Source organism: Stenotrophomonas mexicanensis (assembly GCF_032911605.1).
Lineage (GTDB): Bacteria > Pseudomonadota > Gammaproteobacteria > Xanthomonadales > Xanthomonadaceae > Stenotrophomonas > Stenotrophomonas maltophilia_A.
Genome location: NZ_JAWJTG010000014.1, coordinates 45,262 through 67,902, shown reverse-complemented (window position 1 = coordinate 67,902; position 22,641 = coordinate 45,262). Strand labels below are relative to the sequence as shown.

General features: G+C 66.8%; 21 protein-coding genes and 1 tRNA gene. 4 read left to right on the top strand and 18 right to left on the bottom strand.

Annotation, left to right across the window (positions count from 1 at the left end):
- Nucleotides 1-56 precede the first annotated feature (56 nt).
- The 6 genes from R1L06_RS08350 to R1L06_RS08325 all read right to left on the bottom strand — a co-directional run bounded on the left by R1L06_RS08350 (nucleotide 57) and on the right by R1L06_RS08325 (nucleotide 4,366).
- Nucleotides 57-141, bottom strand: a tRNA-Leu gene (locus tag R1L06_RS08350).
- Nucleotides 142-192: 51 nt separating this feature from the next.
- Nucleotides 193-630, bottom strand: a complete 438-nt coding sequence (gene secG, locus R1L06_RS08345) for a preprotein translocase subunit SecG (protein ID WP_010486424.1) — start codon at nucleotides 628-630, stop codon at nucleotides 193-195.
- A 31-nt stretch (nucleotides 631-661) separates the two neighbouring features.
- The gene (gene tpiA / locus R1L06_RS08340; RefSeq protein WP_285302334.1) at nucleotides 662-1,417 is read right to left on the bottom strand and encodes a triose-phosphate isomerase; all 756 of its coding nucleotides are present in this window, start codon (nucleotides 1,415-1,417) and stop codon (nucleotides 662-664) included.
- Nucleotides 1,418-2,100: 683 nt separating this feature from the next.
- Nucleotides 2,101-2,886 (bottom strand): IS3 family transposase, encoded by a 786-nt coding sequence (locus tag R1L06_RS08335; RefSeq protein ID WP_317217440.1) that lies wholly within the window; start codon nucleotides 2,884-2,886, stop codon nucleotides 2,101-2,103.
- Nucleotides 2,887-2,934: 48 nt separating this feature from the next.
- Nucleotides 2,935-3,336 (bottom strand): hypothetical protein, encoded by a 402-nt coding sequence (locus R1L06_RS08330; RefSeq protein WP_317217436.1) that lies wholly within the window; start codon nucleotides 3,334-3,336, stop codon nucleotides 2,935-2,937.
- A 94-nt stretch (nucleotides 3,337-3,430) separates the two neighbouring features.
- A complete protein-coding gene (locus tag R1L06_RS08325; protein ID WP_032128257.1) occupies nucleotides 3,431-4,366 on the bottom strand; it encodes an isopenicillin N synthase family dioxygenase in 936 nt (311 codons plus the stop codon).
- A gap of 195 nt (nucleotides 4,367-4,561) precedes the next feature.
- Between R1L06_RS08325 and R1L06_RS08320 the strand changes: the two genes are divergently transcribed.
- From R1L06_RS08320 to R1L06_RS08310, 3 genes are read left to right on the top strand one after another with little or no spacing between them, the layout of a single operon-like run.
- The gene (locus R1L06_RS08320) at nucleotides 4,562-6,448 is read left to right on the top strand and encodes a DUF3413 domain-containing protein (RefSeq protein WP_317217435.1); all 1,887 of its coding nucleotides are present in this window, start codon (nucleotides 4,562-4,564) and stop codon (nucleotides 6,446-6,448) included.
- 20 nt (nucleotides 6,449-6,468) lie between these two features.
- Nucleotides 6,469-7,614, top strand: a complete 1,146-nt coding sequence (locus R1L06_RS08315; RefSeq protein WP_317217434.1) for a glycosyltransferase family 4 protein — start codon at nucleotides 6,469-6,471, stop codon at nucleotides 7,612-7,614.
- A complete protein-coding gene (locus R1L06_RS08310) occupies nucleotides 7,607-8,464 on the top strand; it encodes a polysaccharide deacetylase family protein (protein WP_317217433.1) in 858 nt (285 codons plus the stop codon). Before R1L06_RS08315 ends, R1L06_RS08310 begins: the two co-directional genes overlap by 8 nt.
- A gap of 81 nt (nucleotides 8,465-8,545) precedes the next feature.
- On the opposite strand, the gene glmM is transcribed toward R1L06_RS08310, so the two are convergent.
- The 5 genes from glmM to trpB all read right to left on the bottom strand — a co-directional run bounded on the left by glmM (nucleotide 8,546) and on the right by trpB (nucleotide 13,704).
- Nucleotides 8,546-9,907 (bottom strand): phosphoglucosamine mutase, encoded by a 1,362-nt coding sequence (glmM, locus tag R1L06_RS08305; protein WP_317217432.1) that lies wholly within the window; start codon nucleotides 9,905-9,907, stop codon nucleotides 8,546-8,548.
- A complete protein-coding gene (gene accD, locus R1L06_RS08300; protein ID WP_005410473.1) occupies nucleotides 9,907-10,782 on the bottom strand; it encodes an acetyl-CoA carboxylase, carboxyltransferase subunit beta in 876 nt (291 codons plus the stop codon). Before accD ends, glmM begins: the two co-directional genes overlap by 1 nt.
- Nucleotides 10,783-11,001: 219 nt before the next feature.
- Nucleotides 11,002-11,811, bottom strand: a complete 810-nt coding sequence (gene trpA, locus R1L06_RS08295; RefSeq protein WP_285303114.1) for a tryptophan synthase subunit alpha — start codon at nucleotides 11,809-11,811, stop codon at nucleotides 11,002-11,004.
- Between the two features lies 1 nt (nucleotide 11,812).
- Nucleotides 11,813-12,490, bottom strand: coding sequence for a hypothetical protein (locus R1L06_RS08290; RefSeq protein ID WP_317217431.1), 678 nt, complete (start codon nucleotides 12,488-12,490; stop codon nucleotides 11,813-11,815).
- Nucleotides 12,487-13,704, bottom strand: a complete 1,218-nt coding sequence (trpB, locus tag R1L06_RS08285; protein ID WP_014647880.1) for a tryptophan synthase subunit beta — start codon at nucleotides 13,702-13,704, stop codon at nucleotides 12,487-12,489. Before trpB ends, R1L06_RS08290 begins: the two co-directional genes overlap by 4 nt.
- Nucleotides 13,705-13,801: 97 nt before the next feature.
- On the opposite strand from trpB, the gene R1L06_RS08280 reads away from it, so the two are divergent.
- Nucleotides 13,802-14,689 carry a LysR family transcriptional regulator gene (locus R1L06_RS08280; RefSeq protein ID WP_317217430.1) on the top strand — a complete coding sequence of 296 codons (888 nt, stop codon included), beginning with the start codon at nucleotides 13,802-13,804 and terminating at the stop codon, nucleotides 14,687-14,689.
- A gap of 48 nt (nucleotides 14,690-14,737) precedes the next feature.
- Here the strand turns inward: R1L06_RS08280 and R1L06_RS08275 are convergent, their stop codons facing one another.
- The 7 genes from R1L06_RS08275 to R1L06_RS08245 form a co-directional block, all read right to left on the bottom strand.
- A complete protein-coding gene (locus tag R1L06_RS08275) occupies nucleotides 14,738-16,594 on the bottom strand; it encodes a C40 family peptidase (RefSeq protein ID WP_317217429.1) in 1,857 nt (618 codons plus the stop codon).
- Nucleotides 16,595-16,642: 48 nt separating this feature from the next.
- Entirely contained in the window at nucleotides 16,643-17,308 is a 666-nt protein-coding gene (locus R1L06_RS08270; protein ID WP_317217428.1) for a hypothetical protein, read from the bottom strand.
- Between the two features lie 253 nt (nucleotides 17,309-17,561).
- Nucleotides 17,562-18,218 (bottom strand): phosphoribosylanthranilate isomerase, encoded by a 657-nt coding sequence (locus R1L06_RS08265; RefSeq protein ID WP_019660598.1) that lies wholly within the window; start codon nucleotides 18,216-18,218, stop codon nucleotides 17,562-17,564.
- Entirely contained in the window at nucleotides 18,215-18,985 is a 771-nt protein-coding gene (gene truA, locus R1L06_RS08260) for a tRNA pseudouridine(38-40) synthase TruA (RefSeq protein ID WP_317217426.1), read from the bottom strand. Before truA ends, R1L06_RS08265 begins: the two co-directional genes overlap by 4 nt.
- 32 nt (nucleotides 18,986-19,017) lie before the next feature.
- Complete coding sequence (locus R1L06_RS08255) at nucleotides 19,018-19,380, bottom strand: VOC family protein (RefSeq protein ID WP_032128247.1); 363 nt, start codon at nucleotides 19,378-19,380, stop codon at nucleotides 19,018-19,020.
- 26 nt (nucleotides 19,381-19,406) lie between these two features.
- Entirely contained in the window at nucleotides 19,407-21,461 is a 2,055-nt protein-coding gene (locus tag R1L06_RS08250; RefSeq protein ID WP_317217421.1) for a FimV/HubP family polar landmark protein, read from the bottom strand.
- A 148-nt stretch (nucleotides 21,462-21,609) separates the two neighbouring features.
- Nucleotides 21,610-22,638 carry an aspartate-semialdehyde dehydrogenase gene (locus R1L06_RS08245; protein ID WP_317217419.1) on the bottom strand — a complete coding sequence of 343 codons (1,029 nt, stop codon included), beginning with the start codon at nucleotides 22,636-22,638 and terminating at the stop codon, nucleotides 21,610-21,612.
- Nucleotides 22,639-22,641: the final 3 nt, after the last annotated feature.

The following is a 22,641-nucleotide window of genomic DNA, read 5'->3' as shown; positions in this document are numbered from 1 at the left end:
TGGACGGGAATCTGCCTGGCGCCTTGCGCGCCAGACGAACCCGCTTTACTTACAAATGGTGCCCAAGAGGGGACTCGAACCCCTACGACTTGCGTCGCTACCACCTCAAGGTAGTGCGTCTACCAATTCCGCCACCTGGGCAAACGATCACATCAGACTATCTTCCCGATGCGCCGCGTATTGTAACCGGCTTCAGTCTTTCTGGGAGCCTTCCGAAGGCTTTTCTTCACCAGAAACCGAAGATTCCGCCTGAGCCGGCACATTCGCGGCCGGAACCGGGGCGGCCGGGACCGCATCGGCCTTCGGAACGGCCGGCAGTTCACCCGCCGGAGCCGCCGGAGCGACTGCCGCCGGTGCGGACATCAGGCCCAGATCCTGGTCGGCCGCCGGGCGGCTGCCATGACCGGCATACCAGGCCATGAAGAGGCTGATGCCGAAGAACACGACAGCCAGCCACTTGGTCGACTTGGACAGGAAGTTCGAGGCGCCGCGCGCACCGAACACCGTACCCGAGGCACCGGCACCAAAGCCCGAACCCGCCGCCGCACCCGAGCCACGCTGCATCAGGATCAGCGCGATCATGGCCACAGCGACCAGCACGTAGACGACATTGAGGATCAACATCAGCATTGGAAACCGCCCTCGGACAAAACTTCTAGGATTAGTTCGCGGCCGCCGCCCGTGCGATGGCCAGGAAGTCCGCGGCCACCAAGGAGGCGCCGCCGACCAGCCCACCATCGACATCCGGCTGCGCGAACAGTTCCCCGGCATTGTCGGGCTTCACGCTACCGCCGTAAACAATGGGCAGTGAATCAGCGATTCTAGCATCGATACGCGCGACTTCGCCACGGATGAACGCGTGCACCTGCTGCGCCTGCTCCTTGGTGGCGGTACGGCCGGTACCGATGGCCCAGACCGGCTCGTAGGCGACCACGGCCTTGGCGAAACCGGCCGCGCCGACCAGCTCCAGCACCGGCGCCAGCTGGCTGGCGATGACTACTTCGGTCTGCCCGGCCTCGCGCTGCTCCAGGGTCTCGCCCACGCACAGCACCGGCACCAGGCCGGCGTGCTGGGCGGCGGCGAACTTGCGCGCGACCAGCTCGCTGCTTTCGTGGTGGTACTGGCGGCGCTCGGAATGGCCGACCAGGCCATAGCGGGCGCCGACCTCGACCAGCATGGCCGCGCAGACCTCGCCGGTGTAGGCGCCCTTCTCGTTGCTGCTCACGTCCTGCGCGCCAAAGGCCAGGCCTGTATCACCAAAGTCCTCGACCAGCTCCCCGAGGTAGGGCAGCGGCGGCAGGATCACCACGTCCACCCCCTCCAGCGGCAGCCCGGCGGCGACCTGCCCCAGCAGTTCATTGGCGAATTGACGGCTGCCATGCAGCTTCCAGTTTCCGGCGACGATCTTGCGGCGCATGAGCGGGTGGCTCCTGTGTGAAGTCAGCCGGTCATGATACCCGTTACGGCAAAAATTCGTTTCCGTGTAAGCGGTTACATGGATTTTCAGCCAACGGCGCAGCCCCTCGTGGCGGGGGTTGGGTTGGTCGCGGAGAGCCCGGCTAGATCTGGGGTTTGGCCGGCCGGGTGGGACTGCGCAGGGGGCGCTGCAAGTACGTCCATGTAAGCTCGATCGCCGCATCCATGCGGCTCACGCCCCTGCGCAGCCCCACCCGCCCGGCCTTTGACACATTCCGGCGGCTCCGCCCGCCACGGAAAGAAAAAAGAAGAGCAAGAGCAAAAGCGGCATACAACGTGTCCTGCCCCACTTCGATCTGACAGATCTCATCCACGCATGGCGTGGATCTACTGTGTCGACCAAGGTCACACCTACCGGAAATCGCGATTTACCCACCGTCACCGGGAAACTGTCGAAGGCGGGGAGGTGTCGGATGGCGGGGTGTCCGCGGCATGGATGCCGCGGCCAAGCCCCCAGGACGGGTTCACGGCGTCCCCGCCATCCGACACCTCCCCGCCTCCCCACGGAACATCCCAGAGCCGCTTTGGCTTTGGCTTTGGCTTTGGCCTCTGCGGGTGCAGGGCGCAGCCCTGTGACTCGTCCTGCCATAGGTTGACACCGATGGGTGGATGGTCCGGCCGCCGTCAGGCGGCCAAAGACGCCCGATGCATCGCATCGGGCGTCTGCATTTTAAGGGACAGGTGGGGGCGCTCAGCGTTGTAGATGTCTACGGCCTCAGCCACCATCTGGCGGGCTTGCCCCAGGTCCCGTGGGCGATGAAGCAGGAACTCGCACTTGAGGATCCCGTTGACTCGCTCTGCCAGAGCGTTCTGATAGCAGTCGTAGCCGTCGGTCATCGAGCAGGTCAGGCCGTGCCGCGCATGGATCTTCTGGTAGTAATCCGAGCAGTACTGGATTCCACGATCAGAGTGATGGATCAGCTTCTGCGGTGTCTTTCTCCCTTTCAGCGCCATCTCCAGCGCCTGAGCTACCTGCTCTGTCTGTAGCGTTTCATGCACGCTCCAGCCCACGATCTTGCGCGACCAGGCATCGGTGACCAGGCTCAGATACACGAACTTCCCCTGCGTCGGCAGATAGGTGATGTCCGCCACCCACACCTGCTCGCTACCGGTTGGTATTACGCATCCTTGGCCAGGTTTGAGCAGATTCGGATGCCTGCGAAAGCGATGATGGCTGTCGGTAGTCTTGTGATAAGCCCGACGTTTCGGTACCAGCAGGCGCGCTTCCCGAAGTACGTCAAACAACCGGTCACGTCCCATGGTGATTCCCGCCGCCTGCAGCTTCGGTTCGATCAAATAGTGCAACTTGCGCGTCCCGATTCGTGGCTGCCGCACGCGGCAATCGCTCACCAGCGCCAGTGCTTTGGTCTCGCTGGCGCGTCTTCGTTGATGCCGCCCCCCCCGCTTGATAGAACGCCTGTCGACTGATGCCGAAATGGCGGCAAGCCCTTGCCACGCTTACGCCTTTGAGGCGCCCTTGCGTGAGGACTTGCCTGAAGGCTTTTTTACGACGCGCACCCCGTAATCCTCTTTGAGGACATCCACGATGGCTTCGAAAAGCTGTGCTTTCTCGTTGGCCTCCCGCAACTGGACCTGCAGGGCCTTGATCTGTTGTTCCGGCGTCAGCGGCGTGGCCGGTCCACTTTTGGGAGAAGTCGTCATGGGGGCAGATGATGCACCACCTGACCAATCCTGCCGACCATGGCGGCGAAGCCACTTCAGAACCGTGCTGCTGCCTTGGATACCGTATCGCTCCTGAGCCTTCTTATAGGTCAGTTCTCCACGCTCGACCTGATCGACCACGGACAACTTGAAGGCCAGCGAGTAATCCCGCTGACTGCGCCTGATTGTTGATTTCATTGAACATTCCTTTTCCAGAGGGAAAAGGTGTCAACCCAATTCAGGACGGGTCACTGCAAAGAAAAAGGCCGCCTTTCGGCGGCCTCACTTCTCATTACTTCAGCTTGATCTCGCGCAGGCGTTCCTCGAGGAAGCCATGGGCGGTGATCGCCTCCGGGTACCGGCTCGGGTTCTCCGGGGTGATGCAGGACGGCAGCACGTCGATCAGATAGTCCGGGTTCGGGTGCAGGAAGAACGGCACCGAGTAGCGCGGCTGGCGCGCCAGCTCACCCGGGGGGTTGACCACGCGGTGGATGGTCGACGGGTACACGTGGTTGGTCAGGCGCTGCAGCATGTCGCCGATGTTGACCACGATGGTGTCCGCGTCCGAGGTGAACGGCACCCACTCGCCCTCGTGCGACTGCACTTCCAGGCCCGCGGCGCTGGCGCCGACCAGCAGGGTGATGAAGTTGATGTCGCCATGCGCGCCGGCGCGCACGTTCGGGATGTCGTCGGTGGTGATCGGCGGGTAGTGGATCGGGCGCAGGATCGAGTTACCGAAGTTGGTCTTGTCGGCGAAGAAGTCTTCCGGCAGGCCGATGTGCAGGGCCAGCGCCGACAGTACGCGCGAACCCAGGTTGTCCAGCGCCTGGTACAGGCCGTAACCGCGCTCGCGGAAGCCCTCGACCTCGGTCGGCCACAGGTTCGGCGCCATCACGTCGCGGTACTTGGAGTCGTCGGCGATCTCGCGACCGATGTGCCAGAACTCCTTCAGGTCGAAATGCTTGGAGCCCTTGGCGGTCTCCACGCCGAACGGAGTGTAGCCGCGGGCTCCGCCGCTGCCGGCCACGTGGTACTTGCGCTTGACCTCCTCCGGCAGGGCGAAGAAGGCCTTGAAGGCATCGTAGGCCGCGTCGATGTCGGCCTGCGGGATGCCGTGGTTGCGGATGCCCGCGAATCCCCATTGGCGGTAGGCCGCGCCCAGCTCGGCCACGAAGGCCTCGCGGTCGCTGTCGAAACGGGTGATGTCGAGGGTGGGGATCTGGCTCACAGCGGTTCCTGGCTTGTCGTTGGGTCTGGAAGGGCCAGCGCATTCATGGCCCACCTGAACATTGTGACAGATCGCCCGGGGGACGCCACTCGATACGAAGAAACAAACCGATACAATGCGCAACCCCCGCGCGGATTAACGATTCCGTCACAACCGGGACTCCCGCCCCTGCTCCACCTGCCGCCTCCGTCCTTCATGCGCCCTGCTGCTCCTTCTGCCAATACCTCCCTGCCCTCCGGCCCGGCACGTCACTGGCGCCGATTGGCCTGGTGGTCGCTGTTCGTGGCCGGCAACGCGCTGCTGGCGATGGCGATCACGCTCGGCAACGTACCGCTGGCCGACAACCCCGGTGGCGCAATCGGCCTGGTTTACCTGTCCGTCGCTCTGCCGGGGCATCTGCTCGCCTTCGGTGCCCTCGCAGGCCTGCTGCCGCTGCTGCTGGGCCTGTGGCCGCGCAGCGCGCGCACGCTGAGCATCAGCGCCGTGCTGCTGCAGGGCCTGTGGCTGTGCCTGCTGCTGGTTGATGCGAAGGTTTTCACTCTGTATCGGTTCCACCTCAATGCCATGGTGGTGAACATGGTGTTCGGCGGCGCGCTGCAGGACCAGGTCGCGTTGTCCTGGAAAACCTGGCTGCAGGCCGGACTGCTGGTCGCCGCCATCTTCGCCGCCGAAGGCCTGCTGGCTTGGGCATGCTGGAAGCTGTTGCCCGCCCTGCCCCGCCGCCGCCGGGTCCTGCAGGCCTGGGCGGTGGTCGCTCTGCTGATGGGGGGGGGCCAGGTCGCCACCGCCTACTACGATGCCCGCGGCGACCGCGACGTCATCGCGCAGTGGAACTACCTGCCCTGGGCGCAGCCGATCACCGCCAAGAGCTTCATGCGCAAACTGGGCGTTGTCAGCGAACAGCAGGCTGGCCTGCCTGACCCGCGCCATGCGCAGCTGCTGTATCCGCTGCAGCCCCTGCGCTGCCAGAACCCACATCGGCCGAATGTGCTGATGGTGGTGCTGGAGTCGCTGCGCCAGGACGCCATGACGCCGCAGCTGATGCCCAATACGACGGCACTGGCACAGGCTTCGCGCGTGTACGACCAGCATTTCAGCACCGGCAACGCCACCCGCTACGGCCTGTTCGGCCTGCTCTACGGCCTGCCCGGCGGCTACTGGCAAAGCATGCTGGATGAACAGCGCGGCTCGCAGCTGTTCCAGGTGCTGGGCCAGCAGGGCTACGACCTGCACCTGTACGGCAGCGCGCCGCTGTACAGCCCGGAGTTCGACCGCACCGCCTTCGCCGACGTACGCGACCAGCTGCACCAGGGCCCCTCCGCCCTGACACCCGACAAGCGTGACGCAGCCATCGTCACCGCGCTGCAGAACGACATCCGCACCAGCCAGGCCGCGCAGCACCCGTGGTTCGGCTTCGTGTTCCTCGACTCCACCCACGCCGGCTACCACCTGCCCGCCAGCTACCCGCCGGTGGCCACGCCGATGGCCAAGGAGATCGACTTCCTGTCCTTCGGCCCGGACCACGACCCGACGCCGGAGCTCAACCGCTACCGCACCGCCGTGCACTACGCCGACAGCCTGGTCGGCTCGCTGCTGGACGACCTTCGCGCACAAGGCCTGGCCGAGAACACCATCGTGCTGGTCACCGGTGACCATGCCGAAGAGTTCAACGACCTCAAGCTGAACTACTGGGGTCACAACGGCAACTTCTCCGACTACCAGCTGCAGGTGCCGTTCGTGCTGCACTGGCCAGGCCAGCCCAGCGGCCATGAGATGCGCACCAGTTCGCATGAGGACTGGGTGCCGACGTTGATGCGCCACGCACTGGGCTGCGAGAACGCCCTGAGCGACTTCAGTACTGGCCAGGACCTGCTGGCCGCGCCCACCACCAGCGAACGCGCGCTGGTGGTGGAGAGCTGGTCGCAGCGCGCGGTACGCCATGGCGATGCCATCTACGTGTTCGACAAGTTCGGCAACGCCACCGCGCTCGACCGGCACTACCGTCCGCTGCCGCAGCAGGTGCCGGACGCCGCCGCCATCCGCTCCGCATGGGAAGCGCTGACCCGCTTCCGCAACCGCTGAACTTCAAGGACCGATCCTGCATGAACCGTCCGCTGCGTATCCTGCATACCGAAGCCGCCAAGGGAATGGGCGGGCAGGAGATCTACATCTTCCGGCACATGCAGGTGATGCGCGCGCGTGGCCATGAAGTGTCGTTGCTGTGCCAGCCCGAAGCGCGCCTGGCCACACTGGCACGCGACGACGGTTTCACCGTGCATACGCTGCGCATGGGAGGCCTGGCGCGCCTGCTGCGCGGCGTGTGGTCGGTATCGCGACTGGTGCGCCGCGAACGCTACGACGTGGTCAACACCACCAGCCGCCGCGATGCGCTGATCGCCGCCGCCGGTGCACGCCTGGGCGGCACGCCGCTGGTGGTGCGCTCACGCCACCTGATGAGCCCGGTCAATTCGCTGCTGACCTATACCGGGCTTCCGCACCGGGTGTTGACCGTCAGCAGTTTCGTCAAGCAGCTGCTGGCCGACCGTGGCATTCCGGCCGAGCGTATCGGCATCGTGCCGCCGATCGCGGTTCCGCCGCGCTGGAGCGAGATCCGCAAGGCCGATCCCTGGCAGTGCCTGCAGGACGCGCGCGCGCAGGTGCGTGCCGAGCTCGGTTTCGGCGAACAGGACATCGTGGTCGGCTGCGTGGCGGTACTGCGCGAGCCCAAGGGCCATGCCGACCTGCTGCAGGCGATGATCCCGCTGTGCAAGGCCAACCCGGACCTGCACCTGGTGATCGTCGGTGATGGCCAGGCCGTGACGGAACGACTGCAGGCGATGTGCGCCGAGCACGGCCTGCAGCGCCAGGTGCACCTGCTCGGCTACCGCGATGGAGCCTGCCGGCTGATGGCCGGCTTCGACATCTTCGCGCTGGCCTCGCACAAGGAAGCGGCCGGCACCGTGTTCCTGGAAGCGGCTTATGTGGGCGTACCGATCGTAGCCACGCGGGTGGGTGGCGTGCCGGAGATGGTGGTCGATGGCAGCAATGCGATCCTCACCCGTTTGGGAGACAATGCCGCCATGACAGGTGCCTTGCGCCTGCTGGTGGACGACCCGGAACGGCGGCGGCAGATGGGCCGCGCTGGCTGGGACTGGATGCACGGCGCGCACCGCTTCACGCCGGACGGCCACGGTGAAGCCACCGAACACTACTACCACCAGTGGCTGAAGGAGCTGGGACATGGCTGATGCGCGAACCGTTCCGGTGCTGATGCACCACCATGTCAGCCCCTCGCCGGGCATGATCACCGTGTCGCCGGAAAACTTCGAAAGCCAGATCGCGTGGCTGGCAGGCAATGGCTGGACCTCACTGACGCTGGAGCAGTACGCCGGCTTCCTGGCCGGCAAGCCGGTGCCGCGCAAGTCGATCGTCATCACCTTCGACGATGGCTACCTGGACAACTGGGTGTATGCCCATCCGATCCTGCAGAAGTACGGCATGCATGCCGTGGTGTTCGTGGTCACCGGCTGGATGAGCGAAGGCCCGGAACGTCCGCATGCCGGCATTGCCGGAGCGACGCTGCCGTCGACGCCGGACCATCGCGGCTGCGAAGCAGCGATCTACGAGCAGGACCGCAGTGACGATGTGATGATGCGCTGGAGCGAAGCACGTGCAGCCATCGCCGCCGGCACCTTCGAAGTGCATTGCCACACCCATACCCACACCCGCTGGTTGCGCCGTGACGATCTGGACCGTGCGCAGCGCCGTGCGGGCCTGAGCCGGGATCTGGCGATCTCGCGCGAAGTCCTGCAGGACAAGCTTGGCGACGTGTCCGATACCTTGTGCTGGCCGTACGGTGATTTCGACCAGGATCACATCGAAGTGGCGCGCGAGCAGGGCTTCCGCTACCTGCACACCACCCACCCGTTCGGCCGCAACGTGATCGGTGGCGACCCGGAACGCATCTATCGTTTCGCGATCCGCAACCGCCCGGCCAACTGGCTGCGCAAGCGCATCCGCCTGAGTTACAACCCGCTGATCGCGCCGCTGTTCAATGGGTTCAAGGCACGCCAGAAGAAGATGGTGCCGGGGCCCTGAACACGCCATCCCCCCTGGCCGCCGCAAAAGAAAACGCCCCGGAATTCCGGGGCGTTTTCTTTGTACGGATGTGCAGTCGCCTCAGCTGGCGGCTTCACGCACCGCAGCGGACAAGCGGTCCAGCGTCTGCTGCATCAGCGTGGCGTCATCGGCTTCCACGGTGACCCGAACCACCGGCTCGGTACCGGACGGCCGCAGGAACGCGCGGCCACGGCCGGCTACGGCCTGCTGCGCCACAGCCAGCGCGGACTGCACGCTTTCAGACTGCACCGTGGCCTTGGCCGAGACATTGCCCAGACGCACGTTGACGGTCTTCTGCGGCACCCGCACCAGGCCCTTCAGTGCCTGGCGCAGGGTCTGCCCACTGTTGCGCAGCGCGACCAGCACCTGCAGAGCGCTGACGATGCCATCACCGGTGGTGGCCCGGTCCAGGCACAGCAGATGGCCCGACGCTTCACCACCGAGTACACCGCCGCCTTCGACCAATGCCTGGTGCACGTAGCGGTCACCAACGTTGCTGCGCACGAACGGGATCTGCAGATCGGCGAAAGCTTTCTCCACGCCGTAGTTGCTCATCAGCGTGCCGACCACCGGGCCGCGCAGGCGGCCTTCGTCCTTCCAGGCGCGGGCCAGGATGTACAGCAGGTCGTCACCGTCGACCGGGTTGCCCTGATCGTCGGCCATCAGCACACGGTCGCCATCACCATCGAACGCGATGCCGAGATCTGCACGGGTCTCGCGGACTTTGGCCGCCAGGTTGTCGATATGGGTGGAACCCACGCCGGCGTTGATGTTGACGCCGTTGGGCTCGGCACCGATGCCGATCACCTCGGCCCCCAGTTCGCGGAACAGCAGCGGTGCGATCTGGTAGGTGGCGCCGTGTGCGCAATCCAGCACCAGGCGCACGTCACGCAGGTCGAACGCGCGCGGCACGCTGGCCTTGCAGAACTCGATGTAGCGGCCGACCGCTTCACGCGCACGCGATGCCTTGCCCAGCTTCTCCGATTCGGCGGTGGTGAACGGAACGTCCAGCGCCGCTTCCAGGGCAAGTTCGGTGGCATCGTCGAGCTTCTCGCCCTGGGCCGAGAAGAACTTGATGCCGTTGTCGTAATGCGGGTTGTGCGAGGCGCTGATGACGATGCCGGCGTCCACGCCCAGCGTGCGGGTCAGGAACGCCACCGCCGGGGTCGGCATCGGCCCCAGCAGCTGTACGTCGGCGCCGGCGGCGACCAGGCCGGCTTCCAGTGCCGCTTCGAACATGTAACCGGAAATGCGGGTGTCCTTGCCGATCACCACGATCGGCCGGCGCCCGTCCTGGCCGCGCTGGGCGACCAGGACACGGCCCAGGGCATTGCCCAGGCGCAGCACGAAGTCGGCCGAGATCACGCCCTGGCCGACCCGCCCACGGATGCCATCAGTACCGAAGTACTTGCGGCCTCCCATCAAGCCACCTCCGGCGCCGGCTGACGGCCCAGCATTGCCAGCAGATCGGACAGGCGGTCGCGCATTTCGCGGCGGTCGCAGATCTGGTCGATGGCACCGTGCTCCAGCAGGAACTCCGAGCGCTGGAAGCCTTCCGGCAGCTTCTCGCGCACGGTCTGCTCGATCACGCGCGGGCCGGCAAAGCCGATCAGCGCCTGCGGTTCGGCGATGTTGATGTCGCCCAGCATCGCAAACGAGGCCGACACACCACCGGTGGTCGGGTGGGTCAGCACCGAGATGTACGGCAGGCCCGCTTCACGCAGCTTGCCCAGCGCGGCCGAGGTCTTGGCCATCTGCATCAGCGAGAACAGGCCTTCCTGCATGCGCGCACCGCCACTCTGCGAGAAGCACACGTACGGAGCACCGATCTCGACCGCGGTTTCGGCGGCCAGCGCGAAACGCTCACCCACCACCGAGCCCATCGAGCCACCCATGAAGGCGAAATCGAACGACGAGGCCACCAGCGCACGGCCCTTGAGCAGCCCGCGCATGGCGATCAGCGCGTCGTACTCGCCGGTGTTCTTCTGCGCGATCTTGATGCGCTCGCTGTACTTCTTCTGGTCCTTGAACTTGAGCAGGTCGGTCGGGCCCAGGCGCGCACCGATCTCGGTGGTGCTGTCGGCGTCGAACAGGGCGGCCAGGCGCGCACGTGCGCGGATCGCCATGTGGTGGCCGCACTTCGGGCAGACCTCCAGGTTCTCTTCCAGTTCCGGACGGTACAACGCGCTGCCGCAGTTGCTGCACTTTTCCCACAGGCCCTCGGGGACACTGCGCTTCTTGCTGGGGGTGTTGTCGGTGCGGATGCCGGACGGCATCAACTTGCTGAGCCAACTCATGCGGGAGGACACTTCCGTTCAGGGCGGCCCAAGGGCCGCAAAGGCGGACAGTCTAGCTCCGCTTTCCCCGCCCGTGCACCCCCTTGCCGGACACGGGGCCGCCGGAAAAAACCATGCTGGGACGTACGTTTAGCGCGGCAACGCCGTGCGGGTAGCGCCGGGCCATGCCCGGCGGATACCCTTGCGCCCCGCACCGCCGGGCATGGCCCGGCGCTACCGTTACTGGTCCAGCGCCTGCCGCAGCGGAGCCAGGAAGGTTCGAGCGCGCTGCGCGGCCTCTTCAGCCGAGCCCGCTTCGGCCAGCGCCGCCACCAGCGCGCTGCCGACCACCACGCCGTCGGCCTGGCGGGCCATCGCCGCAGCACTGTCGGCATCCTTGATGCCGAAGCCGGCCACCACCGGCACCGAAGCGCGCGCGCGCAGGGCCTGCAGGCGGGCACTGGCGGCATCGCTGTCCAGGCGCTCGGACGCGCCGGTGACACCGGCAAAGCTGACGTAGTAGAGGTAGCCACGGGCCAGCGCCAGCAGCTTGTCGGCGCGCGCCTCGCTGGTAGTTGGCGACGCCAGCAGGACCAGTGCCAGGCCCGCTGCATCGAAGGCCTGCTGCGCTTCGCCGGCTTCTTCCGGCGGCAGGTCGACCAGCAGAACGCCGTCCACACCCGCCTCCACGGCTGCCGTTGCGAAGGCCGCGTAGCCATGGATCTCCACCGGATTCAGGTAGCCCATCAGCACCACCGGCGTCTGAGCGTCACGCTCGCGGAACTGCGCAACGGCCTGCAGCACGTAGCGGCTGCCAGCACCACGCGCCAGCGCGCGCTCGGAGCTGCGCTGGATGGTCGGGCCGTCGGCCATCGGGTCGGAGAACGGCACGCCCAGTTCGATCACATCGGCACCGGCATCGACCAGCGCGTGCATGACCGGCACGGTGGCCTCCAGCGAGGGATCACCGGCGGTGATGAAGGGAATCAGCGCCTTGCGCTGCTGCTCGCGCAGTCGCTGGAAACAGGCATCGAGTCGGGATACAGGCATCTCAGGCACATCCTTCAATCAGTTCAATCGCATCGCTGGTCCCCCAGTACATCTGGATGACCCTCCCTTCAAACAGTTCCACGCGGATGCCAAGGGCAGAGCCCGGGTCCTGCCAGGTGAGGTACTCGCCCTGGTCACCGTCGTAGGCATGCGGGCTGGATACCGGCGGCTTCGGGAACTGGGCCATGGCCTGGGCGCGGGTCATGCCGACACGCAGGCCGAACGGCCCGGGCTGCTGGGTCGGCGCCCCGCTCTCCGGATCCAGGCCGAGATCGAAACGGACCACGCGATCGTCGTCGGTCATCATCGACACGCCCGGCGGCAGCCCCTTGCCGTCGTAGTACTCGCAACTGCCGCCGATGGCTTCGACCGCCCCTTGCGCGGTCCACGGCCCGAGTGCCTTCAGATCGGTCATATGCTGGCCGATCAGCACCTCGCCGGCATGGTCCAGCGCCACCGAGGCCACCGCGGGCGCGTCATCGCTGTCCTTATCTTCCACAGACGGCGGATCGTCGATCGGCGTACGCGCCATCGGGTCAAGATCATCGTTGGCGGCCTGCTGCACAGGCTGCGTGGTGGCCTTGGCGGCCGGTGCCAGCACCGGCGGCTCCGGCGGCTGGCACGCAGCCAAGCCCAGTGCCAGCAGCAGCACGCCACTGTTCCGCAGCAGCGCGCTCACAGCACCAGCCCTTCGCGCGCGGCGATGGTATGCACGTCCTTGTCGCCACGGCCGGACAGATTGCAGAGGACGATCTGGTCACGCGGTCGCTCACGCGCCAGCTTGATCGCCTGTGCCAGCGCATGGCTGGATTCCAGCGCCGGCAGGATGCCTTCGGTGTGCGCCAGCAGGTGGAAGGCCTGCAGCGCTTCCTCATCGGTGATGCCGAGGTAGCGTGCGCGGCCGGTATCGGCCAGGAACGCGTGCTCCGGCCCGACACCCGGATAGTCCAGGCCGGCTGATACCGAGTGGGTCTCGATGATCTGGCCGTCGTCGTCGCACAGCACATAGGTGCGGTTGCCGTGCAGCACGCCCGGCCGACCCGCCGCGATCGATGCAGCGTGGCGCCCGGTGCTGATGCCATCACCGGCAGCTTCGGCGCCGACGATCTCGACCTGGCGATCATTGAGGAAGGCATGGAACAGGCCGATGGCATTGCTGCCGCCGCCGACGCAGGCGGTGATCGCATCCGGCAGGCGGCCGTACTCGGCCAGCATCTGCTCGCGTGCTTCGCGGCCGACGATGGCGTTGAAATCGCGCACCATGCGCGGGTACGGATCCGGACCAGCCACGGTGCCGATGATGTAGAAGGTGTCCTGCACGTTGGTCACCCAATCGCGCATCGCTTCGTTGAGCGCGTCCTTCAGGGTGGCCGAGCCGGAGGTGACCGGCACCACCGTCGCACCGAGCAGCTTCATTCGGTAGACGTTGATCTTCTGCCGCTCGATGTCGGTGGCGCCCATGTACACCACGCATTCCAGGCCCAAGCGCGCGGCAACGGTGGCACTGGCCACGCCATGCTGCCCGGCACCGGTCTCGGCGATGATGCGCTTCTTGCCCATCCGCGCCGCCAGCAGCGCCTGGCCGATGGTGTTGTTGATCTTGTGCGCACCGGTGTGGTTCAGGTCCTCGCGCTTGAGCAGGATCTGCGCACCGCCGACATGATCGCTCAGGCGCTGGGCGTGATAGATCGGGCTCGGCCGGCCCACGTAATGGGCCAGGTCGCGGTCGTAAGCGGCCTGGAATGCCGGGTCCTGGCGGGCCTGGTCATAGGCCTGGGCCAGTTCCTGCAGCGGGCCGACCAGGGTTTCGGCAACGAAGCTGCCGCCGTAGCGGCCGAAGTGGCCCTGGGCATCCGGGAAGGCGTGGTAGTCGGCAATGGGGGAGGCAGACATGGAAGCGACCGCTGGTTCTAGACAGGTGGATACTCTAGCGCACGGGTTGTGACCGGAAAATGGATATTATCTGGCGCATATCGTCAGGAAATCTCACATGAGTCGTTCCCTGCTGCCTCCCCTCAATGCGCTGCGTGCGTTCGAGGCCACCGCCCGTCTGGGCGGGGTTGGGCGCGCCGCGCAGGACCTGCATGTCACCCACGGCGCGGTCAGCCGGCAACTGAAGCTGCTGGAGGATCATCTCGGCCTGGCATTGTTCCAGCGTGCCGGCCGCGGCCTGCGCCTGACCGCTGCGGGCACGCGACTGCAGGCCGCGTGCAGCGAGGCGTTCAGCGGCATCGAAGACTGCGTGCGCGAGCTGCGCCGGCCGACGGCGGCCCCAGCACTGGTGCTGGGCTGCAGCGGCAGCGTACTGGCGCGCTGGATGATCCCGCGCCTGCCCGTGCTGCAGGCCGCCCTGCCCGGCGTGCGCCTGCAGTGGTCGGCGCTGGATGGCAGTTTCACCGAAGCACAGGCGGCGCTGGATGCCGTGCTGCTGCTGGCGCAGGGGCCGTGGCCACGGGGCTGGCAGGTGCGTGAGCTGGCGCCGGAACGGGTCGGCGTGGTGGTGGCACCCTCGCATCCGGCCGCGCACCGCCTGCGGCAGGTACCGCCCTCGGCGCTGCTGCAGGAAACGCTGCTGCACACCAGCTCACGGCCGCAGGCGTGGCCGGCGTGGGCGCAGGCGCACGATCTGGACACCGCGAAGCTGCAGCTGGGCACCGCTTTCGAACATCTGTACTACCTGCTGGAAGCAGCCGTGGCCGGGCTGGGTCCGGCGATCGCACCGGAGCCACTGGTGGCCGAAGATCTGGCAGCAGGCCGGCTGGTCGCACCGTGGGGGTTTACCGCCACCGGCGGCTTCTGGGTGCTGGCGCGGCCGGATGGCCCGGCCGATGCACGGGTGGACGCCCTGGCCGACTGGGCAGCAGCACAGCTGCAATGAGACGAGGCCCCGGGCGGCGTTCACCGCCCGGAGCCGGCAACACAGGCCTCAGCGACCGCCCATCGCGACCCGCTGCTGCTCCTCATGCACCTGCTGCTGGTGCGAAGGATCTGCCAGCAGCTTGGCACTGGTCTGCTCCAGCGACGGCGGCGCCTGGGCCAGGTCCACCGCGGTGCGGAAGCCCGGCGTCGTGCCCATCACGAACGCCTTGCCATCCTGCACCGTGATGCTCTGCAGCTTGTCGGCCGCGTCGATTCCGTTCTGCTTTGCATGCAGGGTGATATTGGCGGCAGCCTCTTCGGAAAACACGCTGGGAAGCTTGCTGCGGACGGCGTTGTGCAGTGCGTGGTCCGGATGCGATGCATCGTTCAGCGACGGCCCCTTCGGTACAGCCGCTGCAGGTTCATGGCCCTGCGCACGGCCCGCCGCCAGCGCGGCAGCGGTCTGGCGACCGACAATTCCATCGGCCACCAGCCCCTGCTGTTTCTGCAGCGCGATCACCGCTTCGCGGGTGTGATCACCAAAACGACCATCCTCTGACAACCGATGGCCCTGCGCATCACGCACACCGAGCTGGTTGAGAGTCTGCTGCAACGCCTGCACGTCGGCGCCACGCTGCCCCTGCTTCATCACCTCGCTGGCCGCCGCGTGCGATGCAGCCGACTGCGCGGTAGCGGCAGGCCGGGACGGCGCAGGTTCGCCATTGCCGTGCAGCGGCGCGCGCACCTGGAATTCCGGCTTCGGTGTCAGCGCACCAACGATGCGGGTGCTTCCGCCATCCCAGTACCCGCCCGGCCGGATGGTGACTTCGGCCGGCCCGGTGCTTCCCTGTGAACCGATGAACTGGATGTTTCCCTGCGCGTCGTAGCCTTTGAAAATGCCGACATGCTGGCCCTGCGACGAGGAGAACATCAGGATGTCGCCCTGCTTCAGCGATCCGTTCGGTTTGCGTGCTTCGGCAGCCGAGGTCACATCGAAATGCTCGCGTGCGTAAGCCGTGGTGTTCGCACCATTGAACAGCGTCGACGTAGTGAACCCCGCAGCGTTCTCGCCCCGCACGTCGTAACCCGCGTTCTTCAGGCCGCGCCATACGAACGCCGAGCAATCCACGCCGAAGCGTCCGTCACCATCGAGGTCACGCTCCAGCCGGCTGCTGTCGCGACCCGGGCGCGGATGGTCCGGGCGCCCGTATTCGTACTGGCGGCCTGAGGCCATGAAATGCTGGTAGGCCTCGTTGTAGAGCGCGGCACTGCCGACTGCAGCCGCGGCCTGGCCCGCAGCGGGCGCCGCCGCCGAAGGCGTCTGTACCTGCGGTTGGGTCTGGGTCTGCACGGGCGCAGCCGCCGGTGTGCGCGTAGGAGGCTGCTGCGTGGCAACCTCACCCGGCTGCCAGCCCTCGAAACGGCGGATGCCGTCGGCCAGCACTTCACGCTCGCGCACGCTCATCTGGCCGACGGTCTTCGAGCGCAGGTCGACACCCTGGCGATCGCCTTCGGCATAGATGGTGGCCGCCTGCTCCTTGTGGTGGGTGGTGCCGCTGTAATCCTTGGTGGAGTAGCTCGGTAGCATTTCCTCCACGGTCTTGTCGCCGAACCGGCGTTCGAGCAGCTGGATCTTCGCCACCCGGCCGGCTTCATAGCTTTCGAAAACCGCGTTGCCCCATTGGTCAAGATCGACCACGCCCTTGTAGCGCCCCTGCGCCGATTCCAGCGCCTGCTCGCGGGTACGCGGATTGGTCACCGTCTTGTCCGCGCTGCCGGCGAATTCAAACTTGAGATTGCCAGGATTGTTGTTGCGCCACGAGACGCTGCCGCCTGATCGTTCGACGACACTGCCATCGTCCATTTCCAGCGTGCGCGTGGTACCTACGCTGCTGACCAGCCGGGTGATTTTTGGATCCGACATGAGCTGTTCCTTTGCCAGTGGTTGATTGGACCGCTCCCCTGGCGGTGATTACATTCCGTTGGAAAACACGTCGAGCACGTCCGCACTGACCCAGCCCTGTGCGCAGTTCCCGGCGTAACGTCCCGGCGCCGCCGCATGGCAGGCCTCGCCCCCCGTGGTCGCCAGGCCAGTGATCGGCCTGTCGCCATAGGTGTCACACAACGTGTTGCCCTTGCACTTGCCGACCGTCGCAGCGGGAACCGCAACGACGTAATAGAACAGCGGATTCTGTCCGGTACGCCCGATGCCCTGCACGCAGACCAGCTGCCCCTTCGACAGCTTCGCGGTCACGCTGGCCTTGCTGCCGGTGGATGGCACCGCACTCAACGTCTCCACGCCCTTGGCATCGGCTACGCCCGCGAAGAAACCCTGGTCGCCACAGTCCGGCGACAGTTCGACATCGTAGAAATCACCGCTGTCCACATCGCCGGCCGTGCAGCCGCTGCCCGTACTGGCGTTGCTGCATTTCACGCCACTGGCCTGGATCAGCGCCGCCAGGCCGTCGGCAGCCGGTGCTGTGGCAGGTGCATCTGCCGGTGCGGCAGCGGCCGGTGCCGATGCGGTCGGGGCGGATGAGTCACCGGCCGCACACGCGCCCAAGGCAAGCAGCAGGCCGGGCACGAGCGTCAGGCGGGCCAGGCGGATACGGCGGGAAGAGAGATGGGGCATATCCATTGCGTCCTCGTTCGAAAGGTAGGGCGTATCTCAGGGGTGCGGCCAGCGACACGCACACGGCATCGCGCCCAGCCAAGACAGGCTGGGCGCATTGTGTCCGATCAGATGTTCGGGGGGTGTCGACTTTTTGGCGCTGGAACCTGAATCAACCGAAAGCGTGATACTCATCGCATTCAGGATTCGCCCGCCTTCACGGCACGGCGGCCCGCACCGTCGACGATGACACTCCGGGTGATCCCTCAGGTGACGCGGATCACTCCAGAACGGTGCAATCCGCGCGACGCACTTCTTCGACGAAGGTGCGCATCTTGTAGCCGTCCTTGATGCCCGGCTCCAGCTCGATACCGCTGGACACGTCCACGCCCCACGGCAACGTCGCCAGCACGGCATCGTAGACGTTCTCAGGGTTCAGGCCACCGGCCAGCAGGAACGGCCGGTGCAACCCGGTCGGAACGCGGCCCCAGTCGAACGCCACGCCGGTGCCGCCACCGCCACCCGGGGCGTGGCTGTCGAACAGGAAGCCGGCAGCGCTGGGGTAGCGCAGCTGCAGGGTGCGGGCGTTGACCTCTTCACGGCCGCCCATGGCGATCGCCTTCAGGTACGGCATGTTGAAGCTGCGGCAGAAGCTTTCGTCTTCCTCACCATGGAACTGCAGCAGGGTCGGACGTACCGTACGCAGCACCTCGCGCACTTCCTCCTTGCTGTTGTTGCGGAACAGCGCCACCACGTCGACCATCGGCGCGATCGCCTGGCGCATCGCGCGGGCCTCGGCCGGTGCCACCCGGCGGCTGCTCTCGCGGGCAAAGATGAAACCCACTGCGTCCACGCCCAGCTCACCGGCCAGGCGGACGTCGCCGGCACGGGTCATTCCACAGAACTTGATGCGCGTACGGTAGTAGGAACGGCTCATAGCGTGACCTCGGCGGGCAGATGCCAGTTGTCGGGGTACAGGGGCCCAAGGAACACCAGGCCCTGCGGCGGTGCGGTGGGACCAGCTACGGTGCGGTCGCGCCCGGCCAGCAGTTCGGCGATCCATTCCACCGGTTTTTCGCCGCTGCCCACCAGGATCAACGATCCGACGATATTGCGGACCATGTGATGAAGAAATGCATTGCCACGTACTGCGACTTCGATCACTTCGCCATGACGGCTGACCTGCAGCGACTGCAGTTCACGCCGCGCATGCAGCGCCTGGCACTGCACCGAACGGAACGCGCTGAAGTCATTCTCACCAAGCAATGTCTGGCCGGCGGCATGCATCAGGGTCTCGTCCAGCGCACGGCGCTCCCAGCTCAGGGTCTGCCGGTCCAGCGCCGGCCGTACCTCGCGGTTGAGCAGCCGATAGCGATAGCGGCGCGCACGCGCGGAGAAGCGGGCGTGGAAATCATCGGCCACCGGCACGCACCAGCGCACCGCGATCGAGCGCGGCAGGCGGGTGGTGGTGCCGAGCATCCAGGCGCGCGGATCGCGCACCACGTCGGTATCGAAATGCACGACCTGGCACTGGCCATGCACGCCGGCATCGGTGCGGCCGGCGCAGATCACCTGCAGCGGCGCATCAGCCACCGATGACAGGGCCTGCTCGAGGCTGGCCTGCACGCTGGGACCACCCTCGCCCAGGTTCTGCCAGCCCCTGAAATCGCTGCCGTCGTACTCGACGCCAAGCGCATAACGCATGTGCTACCTCGATGTTGCGGATGGGGCGGCGCTCAGGCCGGATCGCGTTCGGACCAGACGGCCAGTTCGTTGCCACCGGGCTCGACGAACTGGAAGCGGCTGCCACCGGGAAAAGAAAACACCGCGCGAACGATCTCGCCGCCGGCGTCGCGCACGGCGGCCTCGACCGGTGCCAGTGCGTCGGCATACAGCACCAGCAGCGGTGCACCGCTGTCGCTGGCCCGCTGCGGCTGGCCACGGAAGAAGCCGCCCTGCAGGCGGCCATCGTCGAACGCCGTGTAGTCGCTGCCGTAGTCGACGAACGACCAGCCGAACACCTTCTCGAAGAAGGCACGGCTGGCAGCCGGGTCGCTGGACGCGAATTCAACGTAGTCGATGCGGCGTTCGCGGCTCATGGCAAGGTCCTTGTCGGCAGATTCGGTCACGGCAGGCGCGCCAGCAGTTCGCGGGCCTGGGCCTGGCTGTGCAGGTCACCGCCTTCGGCGACTTCCAGCAACAGCGTGCGCGCCGTCTGCGCGTCGCCCAGATCGAGGTAGGCAATGGCCAGTTCCAGGCGCTCCTGGCCGGCACGTGGCGACCAGCCGGCGTCGCCGGCAGGCGCGGCCGCGCTCGACGCGATGTCGTCGGAATGAGAGGCCTCGATGCTGCCATGGTCGATGCCGTCGATGGCTTCGGGATGAGCGGCATCCGCCGGCGCCTCGTTGTCATGCGCGTCGGCCGGCAGATCGAACACGCCGCGGAACTGCGGCTGCTGTTCGGCATGCAGTGCGTAATCCGGCACCGCCACGTCGGCCGGCGCCTGCGGTACAACGCGTTCGTCCTGCAGCGGCACGGCGACGACAACCTCGTCGGCGGTGGTTGCGGAATCGTCCCAGCGCGGCAGATCGGTCACCGCTTCGGGCAAGGCCACCGCGTCCTCGTCGCGCAGCGTGTCGGCCTGCCAGTCGGCCCGTACCGCGTGCTCGACGACGGGTTCGGCGACCACTACGTCGTGCACTTCGGTTTCGGTCGCCCAGTCGGGCATCGCCGGTTCCTGGCGGCCGTTGCCGGCAACAGCCGATGACCACGAGGACTGCTCGGCCAGCGTATCCAGCGCCGCACCCGCCGGCACCGCTGCGGCCAGGCCGGCGGCATCGTCTTCCTCACGCAGCGGCGGCAGCGGCGACGGCTTGCGACGACGCAGCAGCCAGGCGGCGCCCGCCGCCAGCAGCAGCACCGGCAGCCCCAGCCAGTACCACGGCGTTGCCGCATCGCGGGCATCCGGTGCCTGCGCCAGGCGCTGCTGCGCGGCGGCCAGGTCGTTGTCCTTCATCGCGATCAGCGACTGCTGCTGTTCCTTGAGCTTTTCCAGGTCGGCCACGCGCTGCTTCAGCTCGCCGATCTCGGCATCGCGGGTGGCGATGTCCTCACGCGCCTGGCGCAGTTGTTCGTTGCCCAGCATGTCACCCTCGCTGCCGGCAGCGGTGCCGGTGGTTGTGCCCACGTGCGCGGCGTCGGACGCCAGCGCCGGAGCGATCTCAAGTCGTGCCCCATTGGCCGCAGCCGGGGAAGAAGCATTCGTGGCTGCCGCCTTGGCAACCGGTGCGGCCATGCCCACCGGTTGCGGCACGGTACGCGCCTGCCGCCATTGCGCGGCATGCTCGCGCACGAGCGTCGCCGCTTCGGCAGCGTCGACCGCAGCAAGCGCATCACTGCCGGGCATGCGCAGCACCGCACCCTGCTTGAGCAGGTTGACGTTGCCGCGGATGAAGGCTTCGGGATTGGCACGCAGCAGGGCGATCATCGCGCGGTCGCGACTGACCTGGTTGCCACGTGCCACCGCACTGGCGATCTGCGACAGGGTCTGCCCGCGCTGCACGGTGATGCTGCCATCGGCCGCCGGTGCAGCAACTGGCGCGGAGGCCGCACGCGGGCGTGCCGGTGCTGGCGCCACCGCTGGTGGCGGCGTCGTGGGCGTCTCTGCTGCTGGCACCGAAGCCGGTGCAGGTTCGCGCACGATGGTATTGGAGAGCGTACCGGCCGGCGCGACGATTTCCGGCTCGGCCACGGCCAACGCACTGGGCGGCGCATCGACCAGTGCCGAGTACTCACGCACCAGGCGGCCCTGGCCCCAGTCGGCTTCGATCAGGAAGCTGAGCGACGGCGTCTCCACCGGCGCCTGCGAGGTGACGCGCACCACCGCCCTGCCCTGCGTGTCGCGGGTCAGTTCGAACTGCAGTTCACTGACCAGTCCGGTTGGCCGCTGCAGGCCGACACGTTCGAAGGTGACCGGTGAGGCCAGCGCCACGCGCAGGTTTTCCAGTTCGGACGGGTCCGCCGAGACCACCGGGATTTCGGCCAGCAGGGGCTGGCCCGGCTTGGACAGGACCCGGATGTCGCCCAACCCCAGGGCAAGCGCCGAACTGCTGGCCAGGGCGAGCAGTGCGGCGGACAGATAGGTGAGCGGGCGCTTTGCGCCCTTGGCCCGTTTATTCATGGGCGACACTATAAAGCGTGCGGACCGGGGTCCGCACCCACCGATGGGAGACCTTCGGTAGTGCCGGCCGCTGGCCGGCACACACGCACGCCCCAATCACGGCAATACCGGCCAGCGGCCGGCACTACCGGTGAGGCAACCGCTGTGATCAGCGCTGCTCGGCGGCGACCAGCTCGGCCAGCTGCACGGCATTCAACGCCGCGCCCTTGCGCACGTTGTCCGACACGATCCACAGGTTCAGGCCGCGCGGGTGCGACAGGTCCTCACGGATGCGGCCGACGTACACCGCGTCGGTGCCCGACGCATGCGTGACCGGGGTCGGGTAACCACCGGCTTCGTGACGATCGACCACTTCGATGCCCGGCGACTGCTCCAGCAGCGCGCGTGCTTCGGCCACGGTGACCTTATCACGGGTCTCGATCGCGACCGACTCGGAGTGGCCGTAGAACACCGGCACACGCACTGCAGTCGGGTTCACCAGGATGCCGTCGTCGCCGAGGATCTTGCGGGTTTCCCAGATCAGCTTCATCTCTTCCTTGGTGAAGCCGTTGTCCTGGAAGTCATCGATGTGCGGGATCAGGTTGAAGGCGATCTGCACCGGGAAGCGCTGCGGATCGATTTCCTGGAAGCTCAGCAGCTGGCCGGTCTGCTTGCCCAGTTCCTCGGTAGCCGAACGGCCGCCGCCGGACACCGACTGGTAGGTGGAGACGTTGATACGCTCGATGCCGTACTTGCGGTGCAGCGGCGCCAACGCCACCAGCATCTGCATGGTCGAGCAGTTCGGGTTGGCGATGATGCCGCGCGGACGGTTGGCGACCTGCTCCGGGTTGACCTCGGACACCACCAGCGGCACGTCATCGTCGTAACGGAAGGCCGAGGAGTTGTCGATCACCACCGCACCCGCTGCGGCGAACTTCGGTGCGTATTCCTTCGACACGCTGCCGCCGGCCGAGAACAGGGCGATCTCGACGCCGCTCGGATCGAAGGTGGCCAGGTCCTGGACCTTGACCTTCTGGCCGTTGAACTCGATCTCGCCGCCGGCCGAACGCTCGGAAGCGAGAACGCTCAGGGTGCCGACCGGGAAATCACGCTCGGCCAGGATCGACAACATGGTCTCGCCGACCGCACCGGTGGCACCGACGACGGCGACGTGGAAACTGCGCTGTGCATTGCTCATGGG

Bases quoted from the DNA above. Each gene is read 5' to 3' on its own strand.
- truA (WP_317217426.1), bottom strand. From the start codon at position 18,985: ATGCGTTATGCGCTTGGCGTCGAGTACGACGGCAGCGATTTCAGGGGC.
- secG (WP_010486424.1), bottom strand. From the start codon at position 630: ATGCTGATGTTGATCCTCAATGTCGTCTACGTGCTGGTCGCTGTGGCC.
- trpB (WP_014647880.1), bottom strand. From the start codon at position 13,704: ATGTCTGCCTCCCCCATTGCCGACTACCACGCCTTCCCGGATGCCCAG.
- tpiA (WP_285302334.1), bottom strand. From the start codon at position 1,417: ATGCGCCGCAAGATCGTCGCCGGAAACTGGAAGCTGCATGGCAGCCGT.
- glmM (WP_317217432.1), bottom strand. From the start codon at position 9,907: ATGGGAGGCCGCAAGTACTTCGGTACTGATGGCATCCGTGGGCGGGTC.
- R1L06_RS08280 (WP_317217430.1), top strand. From the start codon at position 13,802: ATGAGTCGTTCCCTGCTGCCTCCCCTCAATGCGCTGCGTGCGTTCGAG.
- R1L06_RS08330 (WP_317217436.1), bottom strand. From the start codon at position 3,336: ATGAAATCAACAATCAGGCGCAGTCAGCGGGATTACTCGCTGGCCTTC.
- R1L06_RS08255 (WP_032128247.1), bottom strand. From the start codon at position 19,380: ATGAGCCGCGAACGCCGCATCGACTACGTTGAATTCGCGTCCAGCGAC.
- R1L06_RS08315 (WP_317217434.1), top strand. From the start codon at position 6,469: ATGAACCGTCCGCTGCGTATCCTGCATACCGAAGCCGCCAAGGGAATG.
- R1L06_RS08310 (WP_317217433.1), top strand. From the start codon at position 7,607: ATGGCTGATGCGCGAACCGTTCCGGTGCTGATGCACCACCATGTCAGC.
- R1L06_RS08270 (WP_317217428.1), bottom strand. From the start codon at position 17,308: ATGGATATGCCCCATCTCTCTTCCCGCCGTATCCGCCTGGCCCGCCTG.
- R1L06_RS08320 (WP_317217435.1), top strand. From the start codon at position 4,562: ATGCGCCCTGCTGCTCCTTCTGCCAATACCTCCCTGCCCTCCGGCCCG.
- R1L06_RS08250 (WP_317217421.1), bottom strand. From the start codon at position 21,461: ATGAATAAACGGGCCAAGGGCGCAAAGCGCCCGCTCACCTATCTGTCC.
- trpA (WP_285303114.1), bottom strand. From the start codon at position 11,811: ATGCCTGTATCCCGACTCGATGCCTGTTTCCAGCGACTGCGCGAGCAG.
- R1L06_RS08275 (WP_317217429.1), bottom strand. From the start codon at position 16,594: ATGTCGGATCCAAAAATCACCCGGCTGGTCAGCAGCGTAGGTACCACG.
- R1L06_RS08265 (WP_019660598.1), bottom strand. From the start codon at position 18,218: ATGAGCCGTTCCTACTACCGTACGCGCATCAAGTTCTGTGGAATGACC.
- R1L06_RS08245 (WP_317217419.1), bottom strand. From the start codon at position 22,638: ATGAGCAATGCACAGCGCAGTTTCCACGTCGCCGTCGTCGGTGCCACC.
- accD (WP_005410473.1), bottom strand. From the start codon at position 10,782: ATGAGTTGGCTCAGCAAGTTGATGCCGTCCGGCATCCGCACCGACAAC.